General features: G+C 37.2%; 18 protein-coding genes and 1 pseudogene. 5 read left to right on the top strand and 14 right to left on the bottom strand.

Annotated elements, in window-relative coordinates:
• Nucleotides 1–28: 28 nt before the first annotated feature.
• The 3 genes from IPM34_10885 to IPM34_10895 are packed head-to-tail and all read left to right on the top strand — an operon-like array spanning nucleotide 29 to nucleotide 2365.
• Nucleotides 29–1330: a PAS domain-containing sensor histidine kinase gene (locus IPM34_10885; GenBank protein MBK8956048.1), complete on the top strand. Its 1302-nt coding sequence runs from the start codon at nucleotides 29–31 to the stop codon at nucleotides 1328–1330.
• Nucleotides 1320–1685, top strand: a complete 366-nt coding sequence (locus IPM34_10890; GenBank protein ID MBK8956049.1) for a response regulator — start codon at nucleotides 1320–1322, stop codon at nucleotides 1683–1685. The genes IPM34_10885 and IPM34_10890 overlap by 11 nt, the downstream gene beginning before the upstream one ends.
• 14 nt (nucleotides 1686–1699) lie before the next feature.
• Nucleotides 1700–2365, top strand: coding sequence for a Crp/Fnr family transcriptional regulator (locus tag IPM34_10895; GenBank protein ID MBK8956050.1), 666 nt, complete (start codon nucleotides 1700–1702; stop codon nucleotides 2363–2365).
• Nucleotides 2366–2616: 251 nt separating this feature from the next.
• Here the strand turns inward: IPM34_10895 and IPM34_10900 are convergent, their stop codons facing one another.
• The 5 genes and pseudogenes from IPM34_10900 to IPM34_10920 form a co-directional block, all read right to left on the bottom strand.
• Entirely contained in the window at nucleotides 2617–2802 is a 186-nt protein-coding gene (locus IPM34_10900; protein MBK8956051.1) for a hypothetical protein, read from the bottom strand.
• Nucleotides 2803–3540: 738 nt separating this feature from the next.
• A complete protein-coding gene (locus IPM34_10905) occupies nucleotides 3541–5922 on the bottom strand; it encodes a gliding motility-associated C-terminal domain-containing protein (protein ID MBK8956052.1) in 2382 nt (793 codons plus the stop codon).
• On the bottom strand, nucleotides 5922–6701 hold the full coding sequence (locus IPM34_10910) for an IgGFc-binding protein (protein MBK8956053.1): 780 nt from the start codon (nucleotides 6699–6701) through the stop codon (nucleotides 5922–5924). Before IPM34_10910 ends, IPM34_10905 begins: the two co-directional genes overlap by 1 nt.
• A gap of 84 nt (nucleotides 6702–6785) precedes the next feature.
• Nucleotides 6786–7505: a DUF3307 domain-containing protein gene (locus tag IPM34_10915; GenBank protein MBK8956054.1), complete on the bottom strand. Its 720-nt coding sequence runs from the start codon at nucleotides 7503–7505 to the stop codon at nucleotides 6786–6788.
• Nucleotides 7499–8101 (bottom strand): annotated as a pseudogene (locus tag IPM34_10920) (transcriptional regulator). The gene IPM34_10915 and the pseudogene IPM34_10920 overlap by 7 nt, the downstream one beginning before the upstream one ends.
• 830 nt (nucleotides 8102–8931) lie before the next feature.
• On the opposite strand from IPM34_10920, the gene IPM34_10925 reads away from it, so the two are divergent.
• On the top strand, nucleotides 8932–9444 hold the full coding sequence (locus tag IPM34_10925) for a thermonuclease family protein (protein ID MBK8956055.1): 513 nt from the start codon (nucleotides 8932–8934) through the stop codon (nucleotides 9442–9444).
• A gap of 27 nt (nucleotides 9445–9471) precedes the next feature.
• The gene (locus IPM34_10930; GenBank protein ID MBK8956056.1) at nucleotides 9472–10221 is read left to right on the top strand and encodes a hypothetical protein; all 750 of its coding nucleotides are present in this window, start codon (nucleotides 9472–9474) and stop codon (nucleotides 10219–10221) included.
• Nucleotides 10222–10298: 77 nt separating this feature from the next.
• Here IPM34_10930 and IPM34_10935 read toward each other — a convergent pair whose 3' ends face one another.
• The 9 genes from IPM34_10935 to IPM34_10975 all read right to left on the bottom strand — a co-directional run bounded on the left by IPM34_10935 (nucleotide 10299) and on the right by IPM34_10975 (nucleotide 20735).
• Nucleotides 10299–10532 (bottom strand): hypothetical protein, encoded by a 234-nt coding sequence (locus IPM34_10935; GenBank protein MBK8956057.1) that lies wholly within the window; start codon nucleotides 10530–10532, stop codon nucleotides 10299–10301.
• Nucleotides 10533–10745: 213 nt separating this feature from the next.
• On the bottom strand, nucleotides 10746–11168 hold the full coding sequence (locus IPM34_10940; protein ID MBK8956058.1) for a hypothetical protein: 423 nt from the start codon (nucleotides 11166–11168) through the stop codon (nucleotides 10746–10748).
• A 1298-nt stretch (nucleotides 11169–12466) separates the two neighbouring features.
• Nucleotides 12467–13195, bottom strand: coding sequence for a restriction endonuclease (locus tag IPM34_10945; protein MBK8956059.1), 729 nt, complete (start codon nucleotides 13193–13195; stop codon nucleotides 12467–12469).
• The gene (locus tag IPM34_10950; GenBank protein MBK8956060.1) at nucleotides 13188–14279 is read right to left on the bottom strand and encodes a hypothetical protein; all 1092 of its coding nucleotides are present in this window, start codon (nucleotides 14277–14279) and stop codon (nucleotides 13188–13190) included. Before IPM34_10950 ends, IPM34_10945 begins: the two co-directional genes overlap by 8 nt.
• Before the next feature lie 40 nt (nucleotides 14280–14319).
• Nucleotides 14320–16383, bottom strand: coding sequence for a hypothetical protein (locus tag IPM34_10955; GenBank protein ID MBK8956061.1), 2064 nt, complete (start codon nucleotides 16381–16383; stop codon nucleotides 14320–14322).
• Between the two features lie 26 nt (nucleotides 16384–16409).
• Complete coding sequence (locus tag IPM34_10960) at nucleotides 16410–17936, bottom strand: DndE family protein (GenBank protein ID MBK8956062.1); 1527 nt, start codon at nucleotides 17934–17936, stop codon at nucleotides 16410–16412.
• Nucleotides 17937–17946: 10 nt separating this feature from the next.
• Complete coding sequence (dndD, locus tag IPM34_10965; GenBank protein ID MBK8956063.1) at nucleotides 17947–19935, bottom strand: DNA sulfur modification protein DndD; 1989 nt, start codon at nucleotides 19933–19935, stop codon at nucleotides 17947–17949.
• Nucleotides 19925–20110, bottom strand: a complete 186-nt coding sequence (locus tag IPM34_10970) for a hypothetical protein (GenBank protein MBK8956064.1) — start codon at nucleotides 20108–20110, stop codon at nucleotides 19925–19927. The genes dndD and IPM34_10970 overlap by 11 nt, the downstream gene beginning before the upstream one ends.
• Nucleotides 20094–20735 carry a hypothetical protein gene (locus IPM34_10975; GenBank protein MBK8956065.1) on the bottom strand — a complete coding sequence of 214 codons (642 nt, stop codon included), beginning with the start codon at nucleotides 20733–20735 and terminating at the stop codon, nucleotides 20094–20096. Before IPM34_10975 ends, IPM34_10970 begins: the two co-directional genes overlap by 17 nt.
• Nucleotides 20736–20737 lie beyond the last annotated feature (2 nt).

A 20737-nucleotide genomic window follows, 5' to 3' on the forward strand; every position in this document is an offset into this window, starting at 1 on the left:
TGATCTTTGTCAATTAATACTGTGATCCTTGTCAGCTCTAGATTCCGCATTAAACATTCAGGACCATCATTACCACAGTGGTTTCTTTAAGTCCATCTATGAAACCGCCATTGACGGAGTCATCATCATTGATAAGACCGGAATTATTCATCTGGTTAACGCCAGCGCAGCAACTCTTTTTGGCTACCCAAAAGAAGAGATCGTGGGAAAGAATGTAAATATTCTCATGCCCGAGCCACACAATCATCAGCACGACCAATACATTCAAAATCATCTGGATACCGGAGAAAAAAAAATAATTGGAATTGGAAGGGAAGTCCTGGGATTAAAAAAAAATGGCGAATTATTCCCACTCAGACTTGCGGTCAGCAAATTTGAAATAAAAGATAAAATATATTTTACAGGCATCATTCACGATCTTTCTGCTCAGAAAGAGGCAGAAAAAAATCTTTGGTATTTAAACAAGAATCTTGAGAAACTGGTCGAATCCCGCACCAGCCAATTGCAGGAAAGTTTAAATCAACTCAACGAGATCAATAAAAACCTGGAGTTTGAAATAGCACAAAGAAAATTGGCTGAAACCAAACTCCTTGCAAGAGAAGCTGAATTGGTAAATGCTCTGGAAAAAGAAATGAACCTTCATCTGCTTAAATCGAGATTTATTTCTGTCGCCTCTCATGAATTCCGGACCCCACTTGCAACCATCCTGAGTTCATTAAGCCTGATCGATAAATACCATCAGGAATCCCAGCTTGAACAACGAAATAAACATATTCAAAAAATAAAAAGCAACATTCATTACCTCAATGGTATTCTAAATGAGTTTTTAAGCCTTACCAGATTTGAGGAAGGAAAATTTAATCTCAAAATTGAATTATTTTCCCTGCGGGGGTTCATACAGGAACTGGTGGAAGATTTTAATTATCTTAAAAAGAACGACCAGATTTTATTGTTTTCTGCAAGAATTGAAATGGATGATTATGAAATTCATTCTGACAAAACATGCATCAGGCATATCCTTAGCAATCTGATATCCAATGCTATAAAATACAGCGGTGATAATGCTGAAATTAAAGTAAGTTTATTTAAGGAAGCTACGGAATTTATAGTAGAGATACAAGATAATGGTATCGGAATCCCGAAAGAAGAACAAAAATTTATTTTTGACATTTTTTACAGAGCTTCCAATGTATTAAATATACAAGGCACCGGGCTAGGTTTAAATATTGTAAAAAAATACCTCGATTCTATTGGGGGAATGCTCAAATTTGAATCAGAAGAAAATAAAGGAACAAGAATCATTATAAGACTTGGAGATCATGAACATTAAAAGCAAAATTCTTATCATTGAAGATAACAATGAAATGCGCGAAAATATTCAGGAAATTCTTGAATTGTCGAATTACGAAGTATATGCCGCGTCAGATGGCTTATTAGGGGTACAAGCTGCCAGGGCACATAAACCGGATATTATCCTATGTGACATCATGATGCCCAATCTTGACGGATTTGGGGTGTTAAAAATTTTACAGCAAGATCCGGCATTACAAACCATACCTCTGATATTTCTTACTGCAAAAGCCGAAAAAGAGGATTTCAGGAAAGGAATGAATTTAGGGGCCGAAGATTACCTGATAAAACCATTTGATGATGCTGATTTATTGGAAGTAATCCAAAAAAATTAGCAAAATACCAGGAATTGGCCAAAAATCGATCAAACAGGACACTCTCCGGAATCATTGAGTTTGAAAAACTCGAGATTTTTCCAAACGTCAAATCTTTGATAGATCAATGCGAATCCAAAGAATTTGGTAAGCGAAGTAAAATTTGGGTGGCTAACGAAAAGGTAAATACCATTTATTTTCTCGAAAGTGGAATGGTGAAAGAAGGCATTGAAACCGTGGGAGGGAAAGAGTTTATTTTTGATTTTCATACGGGTCCGGGGTTTGCTGGTCTTACTCACCTTTTTCAAAATAATTTTCACAGTTACTGCGAGGTGATTGAAACTTCAATTATTAAAACCATTTCAAGAAAAGCGCTGGAAGAAATAATTCTCCACGAAAATTTATGGACTTCATTTCAGAATTATTTCTCAGCTCTATGTCAGCAACATCTTGCCAGATTGGCCGTAAACTCATTTGGAAATGTGAGAGAAAAGGTAGCTTTCCATTTGCATTCTCTATCCAAAAAGATGAATAAACAAACCATTCATTTAAGCAGGGAGGATTTGGCTTCATATTGTGGCATTGCAAAAGAAACCTTAATCCGAAACCTGACTGAACTCAAAGATGATAAAATAATCAGCATTGACCAGGAAGGGATTCATATCAAGAACTTACAAAAGCTGAATGCTCTTTTCATGTAAGGCAAAATCAAATGTTTAGCCACCGAGGTGTTCTAACAAAGAAGTGGGTATGTCATTTGGATTTGATATCAATGCTCTGATTTTCCTAAACAAAAACGGATCTGTAATCTATTCAAAAACCAAATAACAACCATACAATACCACCAGAATGGCAAGAGTTGTCAGTCCGTAAAGGAAAAAGCCATTTAAACCAGGAATGACATCCATCATGGTCAAGACACAACTTATGAATCCAATAAATGACCCCAGGCCTAAACAATAAAATCCCGGTCGCTGGCGTCTTTCAGAAACCATTTTTTGAAGGTTTGCAGCAACAATTGCTTCTCTTCATCATCTAAGGATTCGTTTAACAACAATTGATTAATTTGATCTTCATTGATGGGTTTAGCCTTCAAAGATTCCAATAATTTGATTCCAATTGGTGAAAGTTGTTTCATATTTAAAGCAGCATTTACTAAGCTAAGCTAAGATAATATTTTTAATACATTTCCATATTCATTTCCGGATCCGGATTCTGACCCCGAATAACCAGAATTATACTTTGTTGTGGCATTTCTCCAGTTTTCCATCCTTATTTTTGTGCCATAATTTATTCAAATGAAGATGAAATGGGTAGGGCTATTGTTACTGGTACCGGTCTGCATAAGTTTGTTTTGGCTTTCATGTAAAGGCCCTGATAAGGAATGTGCGGCTCCATCAGCGGGTTCCAAAAAATTATAAATCCCAACGGAGATAGCGAATTGGCCTTACTTATGCGGGAAATGTTCGATGAATCCATCCAGCTTAAAGAAAAATAGGATTAAAAGAATCCATAAGTTTAAACCTGGAATACGAAAAAATCCTTACTGCCCATGCCACTGAACCTGAAAAAGCTGCTTCACCCGAATTTAAAGCTTTTGCAGCCTTATATCTGGAAAGCATTCAGCAATTGAAAAAAACCGGTTCAGACTCAGCAGCCTATCATTACACTTACATGGTTAACCAGTGCAAACTCTGCCACCAAGCCCTTTGCCCGGGACCTTTGGTGCGGATTGAAAAATTGGATATGCTTTAATTGGAAGGGATGGCCTAAATTCCACTCCACAGAAAAACCAAACAAAGGAATGGATGGCCCTTATTGATTTATAAATCTGCACATACATGGACTCTGAACGACCAATACTTTCCCCAAAAAATTAAAATTTGTGTTCCTTGAATATAGCTATCCAAAATCTTAGAATCCACTTTCGAATCACATTTGATATCAAAATTTGATTTTCAGCGTATGAGGTCACATCTCCCGATAACATATGAAATCCACCTTCGTTGTCGACCCACTCCACGGTGCACACGAAAACGGAAGGATTGGATATTTGGCTATTGAACTTTCCGTCCCAGCCAAAGGCATATTCATTTGGCGGAAAACGATGCTGCTCAAAGACCATCTGCCCCCAGCGATCGTAAATGCGAAGTCGTTGGATTTCTTTGATCTCAGGAGTTGAAAAAACAATAAAACGGTCATTGACACCATCGCCATTGGGCGTGAATACATTGGGAATAAAAACATCGCCGCGTTTTCTAATTTTCAAAATGAGGACATGCAGCGAATCACATCCATTTGTTGTTTGAAAATGCGATTCAAAAATCCCCTCTTGCTCATACAACCTATTGGTGACCGGCCAAAAAAAGCGATCCAGGGCGTTTACGGTATCGACAACTAAATATTGCGGATCTATATGTAAGTGTAAGTTTATCACAGAATCACAGCCCTGATGGGTTTGTAAATTGAGTTGGTAATCGCCACCGGCTTTAAAGGTTCTGTCTGCAGCATACCAATAATATTCACCACATTGCCTTTGAGTATCCCGCAAGTTATAATCCCGAAAAATGCTGAGATCCAGAAATACAATGGAATCGCAGCCCAAATGATTGACCAGTGTATCTGTATACAGGCCACTTTTGGTATAATCCCGGCCATTGATGGGCCATTGGTACCGATTGCACAGAGCGATCCTTTGTGTGTCGCTGCTCCGTTCCCGTATATTCAAATGCAGAATCCGAAGCGAATCACATCCATCCGCATTTTTAAACCGTTCTGTATAGGTTCCGCTTTTCCAATACTTACGATTGTTCGTTGGCCATACGTACGTTTCGCAAACGTCAACAGATTCTTCCATTCTGTCTTCACCAAGGATCTCCAGTTCGAGTACAAGGATAGAATCACAACCCTTCGCCGTCAAAAGCGTATCTCTATACAGGCCACTCCGATCATACCTGGTGCCATTTACGGGCCATGTATATTCGCGACATGACCGGATCGAACTTTTTGAAAAAGAAGGTTCTACAATTTGCAATTGCAATTCCAGAATTGAATCACAGCCGCGATGATTGATCAAGGTATCTCGGTAAAAGCCACTTTTATCGTATTGCAATCCGGAAACAGACCAGAAATAGGATTTACAGGCTTCAACTACCTGTGTTTGAAAGCTGGATGGGTGGATCGTTAAATTCAGGGAAAGGATGCTATCGCAACCTTTATCATTGATCAGGGTATCGCGAAAAGTACCGCTATTCATATAGGTCTTACCATTGACCAACCAGGTAAATTCGCTGCAGGCCTCTTCGCTCCACTCCGATTGAGTACTTTTATGGATCTGTAATTCCAAAGTAGCCAGGCTATCACAACCTTTTTCATTTTGAACCAGCTTTGTAAACATTCCGCTTTCTGTATAGGTCGAATCATACCATTGGTAGTAAGCACAGCTTTCCACAACCAAACGTCCGTTAGGCACGCTATCAAAAACCACAGACACAGGTGCCGATTCCTGATATTCGCCGCAAGGTAAATGTCCGCCGATGTGGTAAACACCGGCCTTTGTCGCTATAAAAACACTATCATGGGCCCCTGATAGGGCTTTCCCGTCAAGATACCATTGATAATCGCTGGCATGGGTTCCTGCCGAAAGCAAAGCAGACCCTGCAGGACAGTCACCCTGACGGATGTACAATACATTGGGAACAGGAGGTTGATCGATGAGATTTGAAAAGTAGCCGACATCGAAAAACCACCTCCGATTTGTATGATCGCCACATATAATTTTACTGCACTCGAAATGGATATGGTTTGAGGATTGCCCACCTGGTTGCTGTTGAAATTGATCATAAACCAGTTGGTGGAGCCGATCTGCCTTCTCTGAGAAACGATCGATTCGATATCCTTTTCCATTAAAATCCACTTTCGCGCTAGCATCTTCGAGCAGGATATAACAAAAATAGGGGAAGGCCATTTCCCCGATAAGCTTTAAAGTGCGAGGTTTCAATAAAATTCGAGCCATTACATTTTGATGAAACCGGAAAGCTCGTCGATACATCGACTTCACAGGATTGAGCTGAGCCAGTAAACACGGCCAATTTTTATCGCTGAAGACCTCGGCTACTGAAAATGGAGTAGCACCATCTCCATTTGATATCGAATGAAAAAGACCTGCTTTCTGAAGCAACAGATTAGATGTTGATATAAAACTACCTGTTGAGCTGTACCTGTTGATGATCAGATGGGTGCTGTCTTCAGTGGCCACTATGGTTGATTGCTCACTGATGGAATTTCCTGGGTGCGTACAATAAAATAGCGATTGCCCAGGCTGTTTACCGGAGGGATTTGATCAAAAGTACCATCGCCACAACCACCAGGTGCATCTAAAAATGCACAGGTATTCATCACGCAGGGCTTTGAAGATTCCACCAAAGATCCCATTGCACTTCTAAATAAATAACTCTCACCTGAATTCAGTTCGATCGTCACACTGCCGTTTATAGAAATCTGCGTTCGGTCGTAGAGAGCCATGATCGAATAGATCGGCCATTCCGAAGGTAAGGGTCCATCGCGGTAATAACCCACCCTGAAAGCAAGTCCGATTCCCGGATTGCCCAGACTGGTCAGAGATGCATTTCCTTTGATATAGGCATCTGTTCCCAATTGGTCGGATGCAATATTTCGAAGGTTTACCGAAAAGATCTGATCACTTTTGAAGATTAATCCGGCACCTTTTAGTAGTATATTCAAAGCATGCCTGTTAAAATCTCTGAAATTGCCCAGGGGCCTGTAAACCGCTGGTGACCCTTTTTTGGCAGTAAGCGTGGCTAAGTAGCTTCCATCGCTTTTACGAACTTCAATAGTTATGGTAGTGTCTGAAGGTGTTGCTAGAATAATTTCATTGGCATCGTGCCCGTATAACCAGGGTGCAGGGGCTATGTGGTGTACTTTGTAATACTGTGAAGTGGAGGTGGTGATAAACACCACACAGATGCAGAACATGCATATGATCCTCCATTGCGGCCAGGCCTGGTCTTTTACCAAATTTCTCGATGGGTTTATCTGTAAATATACATTTATAATGCCAAAATTCAGGAAGCTGACAATCAGAATTGAACCAGTTAACAATCATTGAAGTGCATCCTTGAAATAGAGATAGAGAAGGGCCCATAAAACTGCCAGTCCAAAACTAATCAGCGTTCCCATAAGAAAATATTCAGTGAGTTTTCGGTCCTTGGCCCTGGAGAGGTCGTTGAAGCGAAATACCGACTTTGCGGCCATCAGCCAACCGATACCCTGCCATTGGTTCAACAAGATAAATCCAAACACGAACAGACGCTCCAACATCCCGATGTATTTTCCGGCGTTCTTCAGCGAATCATCTGCTTCGGCATCTTCAAATTTCCAGGAAGCCAGCAAATACATCATGATTACCGAAGAGACCCTGGTCACACAAATCAAACCTAAAATGAAAAGAATGCTTGAGTCTTCAACTATAAACGCTGATGAAAAGTTAAACGAAAAATAGAAATGAGCGACTGCAAACAATACAGCAAAATGCAATACCTGATCGGCAAAGAACAAAAATTTACCATTCCACCTGCCGCTCAATGAAACTTTCATCCAATCGATCAAATAATGCGACCCGGAAATAATCGCTATAACAGGCCAATGCGTCCAATCAAAACGCAAAAGAGTAAACAACAAACCAACATGAACGAGAATATGCAAATACAAATAAACGGATCGGCCTTTCTTTTCCGCTTTATCGCGTACCCACTTTTCAGGTTGCAAAACAAAATCGCCAAGCAGATGTGCCAGTATCAACAAAAGTAAAATATTCATGATTTGCGACCCATTTGTAGTTGAAAATAGAGCTCCATGTTCATTACCTCATCATAACCTCCCCTCTTCAATGCTTCGCTTACGGTACTCTGCGATTTTTTCATCTTTTTTGCAATATCCATTTGATTCAAGCCCTGGATTTTCCAAACATTTTACGATGACTTTACTCACGGCAACACTCCAGTCGTTCATGGTCAGTAAAGCCAATGAGAACATCACGTTTAAGCTACTGTCCAATTCCGTTTCTCCCGACAAAATAGCCAAATTTTGCTTTTTTAAACTGTCAAAACATTGGCCGGATTTCACAAAAGCTTCTCCGCTGGCTTCTGTGATTTTTACTATTTTCGAGGATTGCTTTCCTATTCCGATACCCATTCGCACATCCAACCCCGGCTTTTGCCTGATCGCTGCTTTGATGTGAAGAGCCAACCTCAAAGCTACCTGCGCTTTCACCGCAATCTGAAAACTATCACCCCTGTAAACCTCCCAGGTTTTGCCCTCAGCCCCATATTGGCTCAGAACCCCTTTTAAATTGGGTAACCACAATCGCTGTGCCGGGTCCTCGACGATACGATATCTCCTGTAATGACTGCAATCATAAATTGTGGATGCTCCGGCAAATATCGCTTTTTTAGACGATATTTCAAAATATCGTTTAATAAACCGATATAAATGATTTTCGGCTGATCGGGCGATTTTCCTCACAAATGTTATCAGGGGCGTGTTCGTTTCGATTAAAATTAAAACGCCAGGAGTGCGACGAAAAGCAATAATAAACTCTAAAACTAAAAACTATATATATCTATTTATCAATACTATATACATTATTATTTATTCGTTATTAATTATTATCCAGTCCAGTTACTTTCCGATACAAATTGTTAAGCTAAAATGTAAAGCCCTATTAATAAAGGGTTTCAGAGGTTGCGTATTTATTTGGGCAACAACTGGGCAACAAAACCCACTAAAACAAGTGCAAGTACAGCACAAAGAAAAGAAAATATGTTGTTCGGTGTAGAGTGTGTTTGTCCTTATCATAAGCAAAAGGCGAAGATAAGTTTTTACACTATCTTAATTGACTAACAACTGCTTCCAATTGTAAGCCCATATACTGGCAGAACTCTTCAACGGTAACAACTTGGTGTTGCTGCTTGTTGAAGTACTCTTTAATCCTCTTAATAAGGTATCTACCATATCTGTCGCTTTTGCCTGTGATTATCTGAATGTCTTTCGGATAAATACACAGTCTGTTCATTTTAAATTACTCTTTTCATACTCTATCCATACATCAGGTATAAAGTAAACATTGCAAAGATAATATGTTTTTGTGAGTGGTAAAAGTGTGTTTGTTGGAATAATGTGGCAATAACGGAAATGTCGGAAGTGGTTATTTGTAGAGCCTTATAAAGCATTATAGTTTTGTATCGTGATGAAGAAAATAATTGTATCGGTTTTGTTTTTAACGGCTTTTACAGCCGCTTTTTCGCAAGAAGAAGCAAGGGTGATGAAAGTTAAGGATGGCGATACATACGTTCTTAAAACAACTGCAAAGGAGCATACAATAAGGTTATTAAATGTTGATGCTCCCGAACTAAATCAACACTGGGGTTTCAACTCTTGGCTCAATGTAAAAGCCTTGATACTTGGTAAGGTGGTAAAGTTTGAAGTATTGAAAACTGATGTGTACGGTAGAGAATTGGCAATGGTATATGTGGATGGGCAAAGACTGGATGAAATACTTATTGCGAATGGTTGGGCTTGGCACTACATCAATTTTGATACTGATGCAAGGCTTGAAGATTTGATGCGGAAAGCATCAAGCGAAAGAAAAGGACTTTGGGAATGTGGGGCTGAAAAAGTTTGTCCGCCCTGGCTATTCAGAAAGTATAATGTAAAAAATAGATACAGGTTTTGTAAAGGCTGTATCGCAACAAAAAAGTAATTACTAACAATTTAAATAAATAACAAAATGGCAAGATTAAAAGGCTTACTAAAAATAGAAGGTACATTGGATAACCTTACCTTCTACAAAACACAGGATGGACATCTTGTGAAAACAAAAAGTGGTGTATCTGGTGACAGAATAGCCAATGATCCTAACTTTCAGCGTACCCGTGAAAACGGTAGCGAATTTGGAAGCTCTGCAAGTGCTGGAAAATTACTCCGCAATGCTGTTCGTAATTTGATGATGAACGCAAGTGACAACCGTGTTACAAGTCGTTTAACGCAAATAATGACACAGATTAAAAACTACGATGCCACTTCTCCAAGAGGTGAAAGAAATGTAGGTATCGGAATTGCGGACCCGATGGCAAAAGCCTTGTTGAAAGGATTTGACTTCAACGATAGTGCAACTTTGGGTAGTGTAATATTTGCACCGTTCACTGTAAACACTGGTACTGGTGATATTGCTTTCCCTGCATTCACCCCTATCAATGATATTTACTACCCTACTGGAGCAACTCACGTTAGTTTTAAATCTGCGTTTGCTGATGTGGATTTTGTAAATGAAGTGAGTGCAATTGAATACAGCCCTGTGCAAAATTTGGCAATTGATGGCACTAACACACCATTCAATTTAATTCCTGCTGCTGTTCCAGCAGGTGCAGGTACAAAACTTTATTTCTTAACAATAGAGTTTTTCCAAGAAGTAAACGGTATTCAATACTCGTTAAAAAATGGTGCTTACAACGTGTTAAACATTGTTGAAATAGCCTAATAGCTTTCTTTCTTATCGGTTAAATAGAAGCCCTGCCCTTGTGGTGGGGCTTCTTGTTTTAAAGCAATAGCAAAGCCCTAAAAGGGCAATGCTGAAAGCTCACGAACACCTGATGGATAACACCAAACGAAACAACCACAAGGAAGCTGATAAACCTTGATGCCAAAAACTGGCTGATGGGCTAACCGAGACCTGCGGATGTAACGCTGATAAGCAAAAGGTGAAAGCTGCAAGTGCTGATGGAGAACCTGCGGAGTAAAAGGACAAATGCCTAACTGGCTGCCTGCTGAAATACGTGGATGATTTTGCATAATGAAATAATTTATATGCTTCTCACAGCAAGGGGGATAAAAAAACCAAAAGGAAACGGAATAAATGATAGCCTTGTGCGGTGGGTCTGTGTTTATGCCGTAGTCTTTTGGTTTTTTTAGTGTTGGCTTTGTGCGTCTGCCCCCCTTGCTATTTTTGCATATAAATTTTTTATGGTGCAAAAGCATTTCCCCAGGTTATGGCAGCCAATACGGCTACCTTTTAAAGTGCCTGTACATCATTGCTTTTTTTACATCGGCTAAGAGTGCCAATGTTTCGTACATCTGTTTTTCTTTTCGTTCTATCAGCTTTACTTTATGGACATCTTGCACAAAGGCATATTTATTTTTGCTGACTGCTTCGGCTTGTGCCTTAATGGTGCTTTTAAAATCACTGATGCGGATAAATGGAATAACTGAACCAGTAAGGAACTGATGAAAATGTTTTGCCTTCCATAAGCCGAAAGAAAGGGTTTTGTAAAAATCCATATCATCTGAATTTTTGCAGGAAATTACAAAGCAATTTGGGCAAGGCTTTTCAAGTGGTTTGCCACTATTTAAACCTTTGCATAAAATGTAAACATCAAAATCGCTTGTTTGATTTTTTGGATTGAATGTGTGAATTTTTGGACTGTGCATAATACTTGCTTTAAAGTTTGTATCTGCTTTTGCCCTTGCCTGTGCTTTGCTTCGCTTACGCTCCGCAACACATATATAATTTGACAAAGAAAAAAAACAGAAAAAAAAAGAAAGCATTCTGATAGGTGGCGTGGCTAAAAACCAAAAGGAAACGGAATAAGTCCCGAAGGGTGAAAGGCAAATACCAATAAAAAATAAAAGATTATTTGCCTTTCATTATGCCGTAGTCTTTTGGTTTTTTTATCAGCGTGGGCTTGTGTGAGCCACCTAATTTTGCTGCACTTTTTATTTTTATTTTTTTATCCTCTTTTCAAAACTGTATTTAGGATTTCAATAAAAATTCCACTGATAAAAACCGATTGGCTTAAATCAAAATCAATAATCAAAAAACGAAATGTCTTTAGTGCGTTGGATTGGGGCTATATGTCGCAGAAAAAATAAAGCATACCATACTGTGGTAGCGTAGGGAAAAAGCAAGTGTATGACTGAATGGAATGTTGCAAAAAGTGCGGAGGTGCTTGGAGTGGCTTGTAGCTTTTGCTTGTGTGTGATAGCGTTTTTTGTAAATTAATTCAACACAAAAAACATTGTAGCGGTGGCAAAGCAAAAGCCAAGACACGGAAAGCAAAGGGTTGGTTTTGCAATATGGAATGAGGGAATACTCTTGCTGTGCGGTGCAAAATAAATGGTGAAATGAATGGAAGTGTAATGTAGTGGAAGATAGTGTAGCGAAGCGAAACGCTGTAACGAAATGGAACTGGAATGAATGAACCTTTTATTGCACATTGCCATCAACAACTAATGCTTTATTTTTTTCTGCACCGCTGAAAAGGGTGGTTGGGGTGTGTGGCTTTGGGGGGCTGTGCGTTGGGAGAAAAGACGGCTTCCATTTTATCAAAATGGCTATGGTATTGGCTATTTAACATAATGTTATTATGTGACAGCCTGTGCGGTTGGATGCTTGCATAAGCGATGGCAAAAGGCTGTGCGTAGCGAACACATAATGCCACATTATGTTATTTAGCTTCAGGCAGTTTTTATACTGGCATAAGCGGAACGGTGGTGGTGGTTGGAGTGTAGCGTTTTTTTTGTTGCTATGCTGTGTGTTGGCTTGGCTCTTTGGCTGTGGAGCAAAGCGGAACAGGCAATGTGCCAAATGCTTGGGGAGCATAGCCACAAAAAATATGACAGTTAAAAACTGACTGCAATACCATAGAGTGCTTTGAAGCGTTTGCCTTGTGGGTTGGCAAAGCACTAAGCCGTCTTTTCTGTGCGGTGGGTCGGGGGGCTGCTTTGATTTATAGGAATTCTTTTATTATATCGGAAACATCTGCCTCTTTGTTAGAAGTAGATTGAAATATAAAACTTGCTAATTGGTAGCCATTCCAACAAATGATGCCTTGATTATTTGCCTCACTTAGTGCCTCTGGACTAAAATTTGAAGTCGTAGCGAAAATATAAACACAAGGTGTAAAGTTTTCTTTGTGTTGGGTACGTTTTGCAAACCCGATAAATTTATCAATTTCTGGTCTTGAAATGTTACCACCATATTGCTTTGATTGACCAAATACTTTTACAGAAACTACACTATTTAGGCTGCTTTCATTTCTTGAAATTATTGATCCGAAAAAATCAAAACCACCATCACCTGACTTTTTGGTTACACCTGTGTTCAATGCACCAAGATAATTTTTCAGAATATTGGCACACAATAGTTCAAATTCACTATCCGTAATTGAATTGTAAATTTTATTTTTAATGTCCTGTACCTTGAAATAATATTTATTTATAAATGTTATTGCTTGATTTGTTCTTACATCAAATAGGCAATAGGAATTTTGCCCAGAGTTGAAAATAACTTCATCGTTTACTAATGCAAGAAATGAATTAATACTTTTCTCCGCTTCTTCAGATGCTTTACGAACATTTAAACCACAACTTTTGTAGTAGTCAATTAACAGTGAAATGGTCTCAATTTTTTCAGCACCTATATTTTTGATAGTATCATAGAGTACCTCTTTATTCACTTGCTTTTAATTTTTTAATACGAGAAAGCTGTGTATTCATTTCTTTAATTGATGTTTCAATGTTTTGCATATCATCATCAGTTATGTTTTTTTCATAGCCTTCACCCACCATCGTTTTAAAGGCATCAATAGCACCATTTATTTTTTGCATACACTCATCAAATGTCACAACGTTATTAAAATTCTTTCTTTCTAAAAAACGAATAGCCCCGTCTATATTTTTGTCATCCAAGAAATTTAAGGCAGTAGGTTCATTTATCATATCAAATAATCGTCTAATTTCCTTTGCATCTGCAAAAGTTACTTTACCTTCTTCATCAGGAGTTAACCAGTCGTAAAATCTTCTTATCCTTTCCAAATTTTCAAACTGCAAACTGTCTTCATTAAAACCAAAATATGTTCTTAGTCCTGGCTTTTTCAAGAGTTCATCAAAGTGACTAAAGTGGGAGTTTTTGAAATATGATTTATATTCTTCGTCTTGCTTAAACTGCATCATTACTCTGTAAGTTTTAAAGTAACGATTTACGTCTTTAACCTGCATACCCAACATTTTAGAAATAGTATTTGGGTCTTTGCCTTTTTCCTCCATATTATTAATGAACTGTGCCTTTTGGAAAGCATCCCATTCTTTTATACCGGAAACATTTCTAATGCCCTGTATCACCATTCCGAAATAATCAGATTTGGCAGTAACATCATCAATTACCAATAAATCAATATTTCTCAATTCAGCTACCTTTTCATCTGATAGCAAGGATTGTCCTCTATCATATTCTCTGATGATATATTTTATTGCTGATGTTCTTCTATTACCTTCCACTACAACATAGTTTTCTGTATTTTCTATCTTGCGTACAACTATGTTATCCACTGGAATAAATCCAACCGTTTCAATTGATTTGGAGAGTACTAAAACTTCAAATTTGGGATGTAGCATTTTGCTAAACGCTTCTTCTTGAACTTTTTGTTCGCTGTACCTGATTTCAGGAATATTTAAACTGTCGTCTGAAATATCAGCGAAACGTGGATTGTTAGGGTCTAATAGTAATTTTTCAATTGAGACTGTTATTTTTTGTAATGACATATTTTTGAAGATTTATTTTTAAATGATTATGATTTTAATTTTATAGAAACCAAAGGTTGCTTTTGCCAAAGTCAGGTAAATTATCCTCCTGAAAATGGGGGTAAATTTCTGCCACCATTTCGGGGTACTTGGTTGTTACTGGTAAATTCTGTTGGCTGATGCTTTTCCAATACATTCGGCTGAACTGATATACTTGGTCTATCAATTCTCTTACTACTTCTACATCTTCTACCAATTCTTCTTTTGTTGCTGTTATTGAAACCTTGATTGGGAAATGGTAATCTTTTGGGAATAGCTTGCTATCCTCTGCATATCGTGTATTGTTGAACAGTAAATAAGAATTGTAACCAACTTTTACATATCTACCACTACGAGGCATTCTGCCCGGACTGCCCAAATCAAAACCTAATAACTCTTTACTATCTGTCTTATTGATGGTTACTACTATTACTGGTAAATCCTTTTCACCCAAATTGTCTAACATTTTAAGTATGGGTTGCAACTCCTTTTTATCGGATATTTCTTTGTAAAAATGGATGATTACTCTTTTTGCTGTTTGGTTTTTCTCTATGAATTTCTCAACAGCATTGCTTATTGATCCTGCCAATAAATCGGTTTCATCTTCTCTAAAACAGTCGAAGTTTTCAAATACTCCTTCATTACTGAAACAGAAAGCACTACCTACAAACCTATGTGCAGAACCTTGTGGTTTAAATGCTCCTACACCAATTATTATTTCATCTTCCTTTACTCTTGCCAAACGCCACGGAATACCGCCTATTTTAGCCAATAAAGCCACATAAATATTAGGTATGAAGTAGTAGAAATCTTCTTTGCTTAAATGCTCTTTGTAAAGCACCTGTGAGGATATTCCTTTGTTCAATAACAGTTCTTTGATTTTGTAATAAGCAAAGTGCTGTGGGTGGTCTTTTTCTGTTTTTGATATTGGGCTAATGTATATGGCCACAAATCTTGAACTGGTATCGTTAAACTCCTTTAATTGCTCGGCTACTTCTTCAAAAATAGTTTCCTTGTTTTCAAATACTATTCTTTTAGACTTATCTATGCTAAGGGTTTGATTGATGTAGTTTTGAAGGTTTGTTATATGCTTTTCAACCTTATTCACAGGCTTATGCCAACCGTTTATAAAGTAATCATACAAAGTGTCTTTTATGTACTCGCCATCGTCTTTGTGATAGATGAAAAACAGTTTAACGTGGTCTTCGGTAAATGCTTTTAATGGTTTGTGTTTCCAAATACCATAACCTGGGTTTACTTCTGTTTTACCTCCTTTAAACTCCAGTAGGTTTGAGTTCTGGTGTGTTTCAAATACTTTGTTGTTGGGTACTTTGTAGAAACCATCTTTATTGAGCTTGAACATTGCTTTAAAAGCATCTGTATTGAGATAGGTATTATAGAAGTTCTCTAAATGCTTTAAGTAGATTGGGAAACGGTTTTCTTTCTTCAGTTCATCTTTCTCAATGATAAATTCTTTCTTTAGTGTATTGCTTAAAATTGGGTACAGTGTTTCTTGGTTTTGCCTTAAATCTTCTGGCATTTTCTCATACTTGTACACTGTGCCATTACAATTGACAAGGTTGTATTTGGTGGTATCAAAATCAGCTATTTCGGAAATGCTTTTGTGCAATATTTTAGAAGTGCCATTGTATGCTACTACAAATTCATAACCGTTTGCAGTAACTTGGTTGAACTGAACTTTGATTGTGAAATTATTGTAAAGCTGATATACTTTATTCTTGTGTAATGGGTCTTTAAACCATACTTCAATATCATCTACATAATTCGGAAACACAATTGCACCTTCAATGCCTTTGAAATAATTAAATACCAAATGGCGGAAATAATGGAGTGAAAAGTTTATAGCATCAGCAAACTTTATTTCTGTGGTAATTGCACCTTCTCGTGGTACTTGGAAATCAGTATAGTAATTCCTGTGCTTTGCTTCTCTGCCTTCGGGGAAGGTTTCCATAATTTTACCCCAATAGATAGGTGCAAAGCCTCTTTGCTTCTCACCATAGAATGAGAAAGTGCCTTTACTTACAACTGGTGTAAACGGAATGATATTTAATTGAATTTGCTGCATTAAAAGTTGTAAGAGTTTTTTTATTATCAATAGTTCTTATAAAATGCTTCTGCTTTAAATTTTGTAAATTCTTCCGTTTTAACCATACTTCTGCTTATGACTTGAAAAGGTTCTAACCTTGCTACTTCTGATTGCAGGTCTTTTGCGGTCTTGGGGCTACAACCTAAAATGTCTTGTATCTCTTTTGCTGATGCACCGTCACTTTGGAATATGTATGAGAACTCAAGCAATTCTTGAAAGTTGAAAAACTTTTGTTGATAGTCTGACGGTGATTGTGAAGCAAAGAAAACAACAATGCCTTTAGAACGACCTTCTCTTATTATTTTTTCAAGGAAAATATTTTTCTGTCCTAAGTAGTTGTGTGCTTCGTCAATTACCAAAATAGTTCTAATGGTTCTTCGTCCATCTTTTATTGGGCTGTCTGGCATTGCAGCCATTTCTTTATAAAGTCTTTCTATAACAAGGTAACCGATTAACTCTTTCAGGACTGGCATTTTGTGAACATCAATAATCATAGTACGATTACTTATTTTGTCCATTGGCGGTACTGAAGAATTGTGGGACCAGAACAAATTGAAATTGGCTAAATCTCTTAACACCTCAATTAATGTATCATCATTTTTTCCTTCTTCTTCATAGCTTGCTAAGGCAATTTGAAGTACATCATTAAAATCTGGATATGGTTTTTCAGAATTTGCTCTTGCTGCATAGCCAGCAACAATTGCCGCTGTTAATGCTCCTTTTTGTACAGGACCAAATTTTGAATTGATTGATGAAAAACTTTCCGCTTTTTCTCTTGCTGATAATTGAATGTCTTGTTCGGAATATGCAGGTAAAATAAAAGGACTTACAGGTAAGGTTTCATTGTTTTGTAGAAGCTTATAGGTTCTTGCTCTTGAAACATCAACAAAAGTATCATTGCTTACTACATCACCTTTATAATCGAAGAAAATGAAATTAGTTTGATAGCTTGATTGTACTCTAATGTCTGCCAAGAGCTTTAATAAAAACTGTGTTTTACCAACACCTGGTTTCCCCATTATAGCAAGATGAGAATTGGCGTGTTTAGCTGTATCATTCATTGACATTATCAATTCATTGTTTTGTAACACACTTCTGCCTATGAAAATATCGAGGTCTTTTGTTTTTACATCTTTGCCTCCACTTAGCTGAATGCTATTTACTATTTCGGTGTACCAACGGTTAATGTCTTCGCCATTTTTTTGAAAAACTTCCCACATTAATAAAGCTCCATTATCAACGTGGTCTTTTATAACAGACTTATTGCTATAAAAATCATTTTCATCAATAGTGTCTATTTCATACACTTGACTTAATAATGTTTTTAGTAGGATTTCATCGCTGCCAACGAATGTTGGTCGTTTCATTTCACCGCCTGAAAAATTGTTGCTTTTAGCAACTGATTTACCGATATGAACCAATGAATAAGAAAATGCCATACGAGCCAAAATAGCTTTGTCTAATTTGGTGTATGCTCTAAAGGCACTTATAATTTCATCTGTACGCTGTGATGTATATAGTCTGTCTGCCATAATATTAATTTTAGTTCCAGAAGTAACCTTCACGAACAGTTGTCAATTCATTGTTTTGGTTGAACTCTAAACGTGCTGCACCAGTTAAGTTTGGTTCAAGATTTTTGAAATAGTTATTATCCACTTCGGTATCGGTGGAAAGAATGATTACTTGATTAGCAGCATTTGGGAAATAATGTTTTACAATATTATCTCTGTGAATACTATCTAATCTTGAAAGTGGCGTATCAATAATAATTGGCAAATTGAGTTGTGATGTTTGAGCCAAGCCCCAAAGCAATGACAATGCAAATACTTCTTTTTCGCCTGCTGATAAACTTGATTTTTTTACCTCGTGACCACTTTTATCCCTCACTGTTATTTCGTAGGTTTTATCGTTTATCTCTAAGTCTTTTATTAATCCTGCTTTGCTTGAAAGCATTTTATACATTTCAAATGTTTTCTCTTGCAGTAATTGAACTTTGTTTTTACGAAGCTTCACCATATAGGCATTCATTAAGTTTGCTATTGTGTCGCATTCTTGAATAAAATCAGCTTTCTCTTTTGAGAAATTGTGCTTTTCATATAGCTTACTTATTTCTAATTCAATGTCTTTTATTTTGGTTTCCAGCATTACAATTTCTTCATTGATGTTAGAAATTTTAACCGATAACCTGCCTATTTGTGTTTGGCTGCTTTCAATGATGTTTTGCAATTCGGCAAATAATTCTCTTTCACTTTCGGTTGATCCTGCACTAGCCAAACTTGTTTCTAATGATTTGATTTCAAAATCAAGTTCTGATTTTTCTTTTATCAAATCGGTTAGTTGCAATACATCACTTTGCTCTATTTCTTCAATGCGGTTCAATACTTTGGCAGCATCTCTATCCGACAGGTTGAGTATTTTTTGAATATCGCTTTTTGAGTGATTTTGTTGTAATAACAATAAAACTCGTTCTTCTAATTTAGCTTTTTGTTCGGTTGATAACGGTTTGTCTGTAATGGGTTCAGGCAATTCAATTTTATCTACTATTTCTTTTGCTAACTCAACTGCATTTTCAGAAATCGCATTCTGCTTTTGGCTTTCTCTTTCTAATTCTATTTGACTTTTCACTTTGGAAAATAAACTACCAGCCATAGCCCAGGGCAAAAATTGTTCAGTCAAGGTTTTAATTTGATTGTCTAACTGATTGCTTTTATTAGATAACTGAATACGTTTTTTCTCCTTTTGTTTGATGATTTCTGAACTCTCAGGGTCTAAGTTGAAAATTGCTTTGAACCTTGCTTGTGCATCGTCTTTTTCATTCTTAAAATTCTCTAATTCAGTATTCAGTTCGTTGCGTTCCTGAATTTTGTTTTGCAGTTTACGCTGTTCTTTTTTGAGTTCACTTTCTTTGAAGTCAATGTCTTCATCTGATATTTCAACAAAACCTTTTCTTTCTTCTTGCTTTAAATACAATACATCAGCAGATAATCGAGAAATATATTGAATGCCCAATGCAGCTTCTAACGATGATTGTAAACGAACTTCTGAATGGTCATCGGATGCAATTTCTTGGATTTTCTCCCCATCAAAAAAGAAGAATTGAGTAATACCCTTTGGAATGGTAGCATTGATATAATCTTGCCACATTTCTTTGTTTTGTACGCTTACTCTTTTGCCATCCTGCACTACAACCAACTTTTCTTCCAAGTCTTTAAACTTAGGACTGTCAGTAGCACCGGCACTCCAAGACCTGTGGACCATTAGTGTTTTAAAATCATCGGTTTCCATTTCCAGTTCAAACGAAACAAAAGCATTGCCTTTTGATAATTCTTTGCGGTTTATGGTTTTATAAATATTTTCTGGCTTACCTCCATACAAACAAATATTGATGGCTTCCATTACCGAAGTTTTTCCAGCACCATTCATACCTCCCATTAAGAAAATACTTTTGCCTTCGCTACTTTGTGGAAAGTTTATGGCAGTAGGAAACTGGAATGACTTATAGTTTTCTATGGTGAGTTTATTAAATTTCATTGCTAGCTTTTTTAAGGTCAGTTTTAATAATTTCTTTCAAAGCATCGTACACCCCAGTTCTGCGGTCTTTGAATTGGTATTCTTTTACAGTAGCTAAAAGCTTTTCCACTTTTTCAAATGAAAGGTTGTACTGTGTACACATTGTTTTTAGCAGTTCGTTATCTTCTTGTTTCATTTGCTTGCTTTAAATATTGTTGACGATAATAATCGAGTGTTCTGTCTTTTGCATCACCATCTACTTGCCACCAAGTCCACCCGTTTTGTGCTTTTTGAGTAAGGTAAACAGCTGCCGAACTTGGGCTATTATGTAAAATGATTTCGTTTTTATAGTTGGTTTTTATTTTTCCTTCTTTTGTGATTGTTGCAGTATGCAAATAACCCTTATACTGCTTTACAATTTTTGTGTTAGATGCAATTAGACCACTATTAACAAGGTTGATGAGTTCAAACTGAGGCGTAGTTGCTTTTACTTTCCTTACTTGTTTATGAACTATTGGCTTTGATGGTTTGCTTTGTTGCTTTGCTGAAACATATTGACTAAGTATTTCTAAAAGTTCTTTTTGCAATTCTTCGGCTTCTTTGTATTTGTCTAATTCTTTTATGAGTTTAAATTTTAATTCTCTTAACTCAGTTGGAATGTTTACTTCTGTCTTGGTGAGTTTGTCCGATGATTTAACAATAGCATTTAATTGGGATTGCACTTCCTGCTTGGCAGTTTTATTCAGCCAAGGTTTCAATTGGTTTTGTATATCGGCCAATTGACCTTTAAGATTTGCAATATGTTCTTTTAGTTTATGCATTA

It is taken from the genome of Saprospiraceae bacterium, assembly GCA_016716185.1.
Lineage (GTDB): Bacteria > Bacteroidota > Bacteroidia > Chitinophagales > Saprospiraceae > Vicinibacter.

What these genes read in the sequence shown, in the direction of transcription:
- IPM34_10890 (MBK8956049.1), top strand. Translation starts at nt 1,320, where the DNA reads ATGAACATTAAAAGCAAAATTCTTATCATTGAAGATAACAATGAAATG.
- IPM34_10900 (MBK8956051.1), bottom strand. Translation starts at nt 2,802, where the DNA reads ATGAAACAACTTTCACCAATTGGAATCAAATTATTGGAATCTTTGAAG.
- IPM34_10925 (MBK8956055.1), top strand. Translation starts at nt 8,932, where the DNA reads ATGAAGAAAATAATTGTATCGGTTTTGTTTTTAACGGCTTTTACAGCC.
- IPM34_10930 (MBK8956056.1), top strand. Translation starts at nt 9,472, where the DNA reads ATGGCAAGATTAAAAGGCTTACTAAAAATAGAAGGTACATTGGATAAC.
- IPM34_10935 (MBK8956057.1), bottom strand. Translation starts at nt 10,532, where the DNA reads ATGCAAAATCATCCACGTATTTCAGCAGGCAGCCAGTTAGGCATTTGT.
- IPM34_10940 (MBK8956058.1), bottom strand. Translation starts at nt 11,168, where the DNA reads ATGCACAGTCCAAAAATTCACACATTCAATCCAAAAAATCAAACAAGC.
- IPM34_10950 (MBK8956060.1), bottom strand. Translation starts at nt 14,279, where the DNA reads ATGTCATTACAAAAAATAACAGTCTCAATTGAAAAATTACTATTAGAC.
- IPM34_10955 (MBK8956061.1), bottom strand. Translation starts at nt 16,383, where the DNA reads ATGCAGCAAATTCAATTAAATATCATTCCGTTTACACCAGTTGTAAGT.
- IPM34_10960 (MBK8956062.1), bottom strand. Translation starts at nt 17,936, where the DNA reads ATGGCAGACAGACTATATACATCACAGCGTACAGATGAAATTATAAGT.
- dndD (MBK8956063.1), bottom strand. Translation starts at nt 19,935, where the DNA reads ATGAAATTTAATAAACTCACCATAGAAAACTATAAGTCATTCCAGTTT.
- IPM34_10970 (MBK8956064.1), bottom strand. Translation starts at nt 20,110, where the DNA reads ATGAAACAAGAAGATAACGAACTGCTAAAAACAATGTGTACACAGTAC.
- IPM34_10975 (MBK8956065.1), bottom strand. Translation starts at nt 20,735, where the DNA reads ATGCATAAACTAAAAGAACATATTGCAAATCTTAAAGGTCAATTGGCC.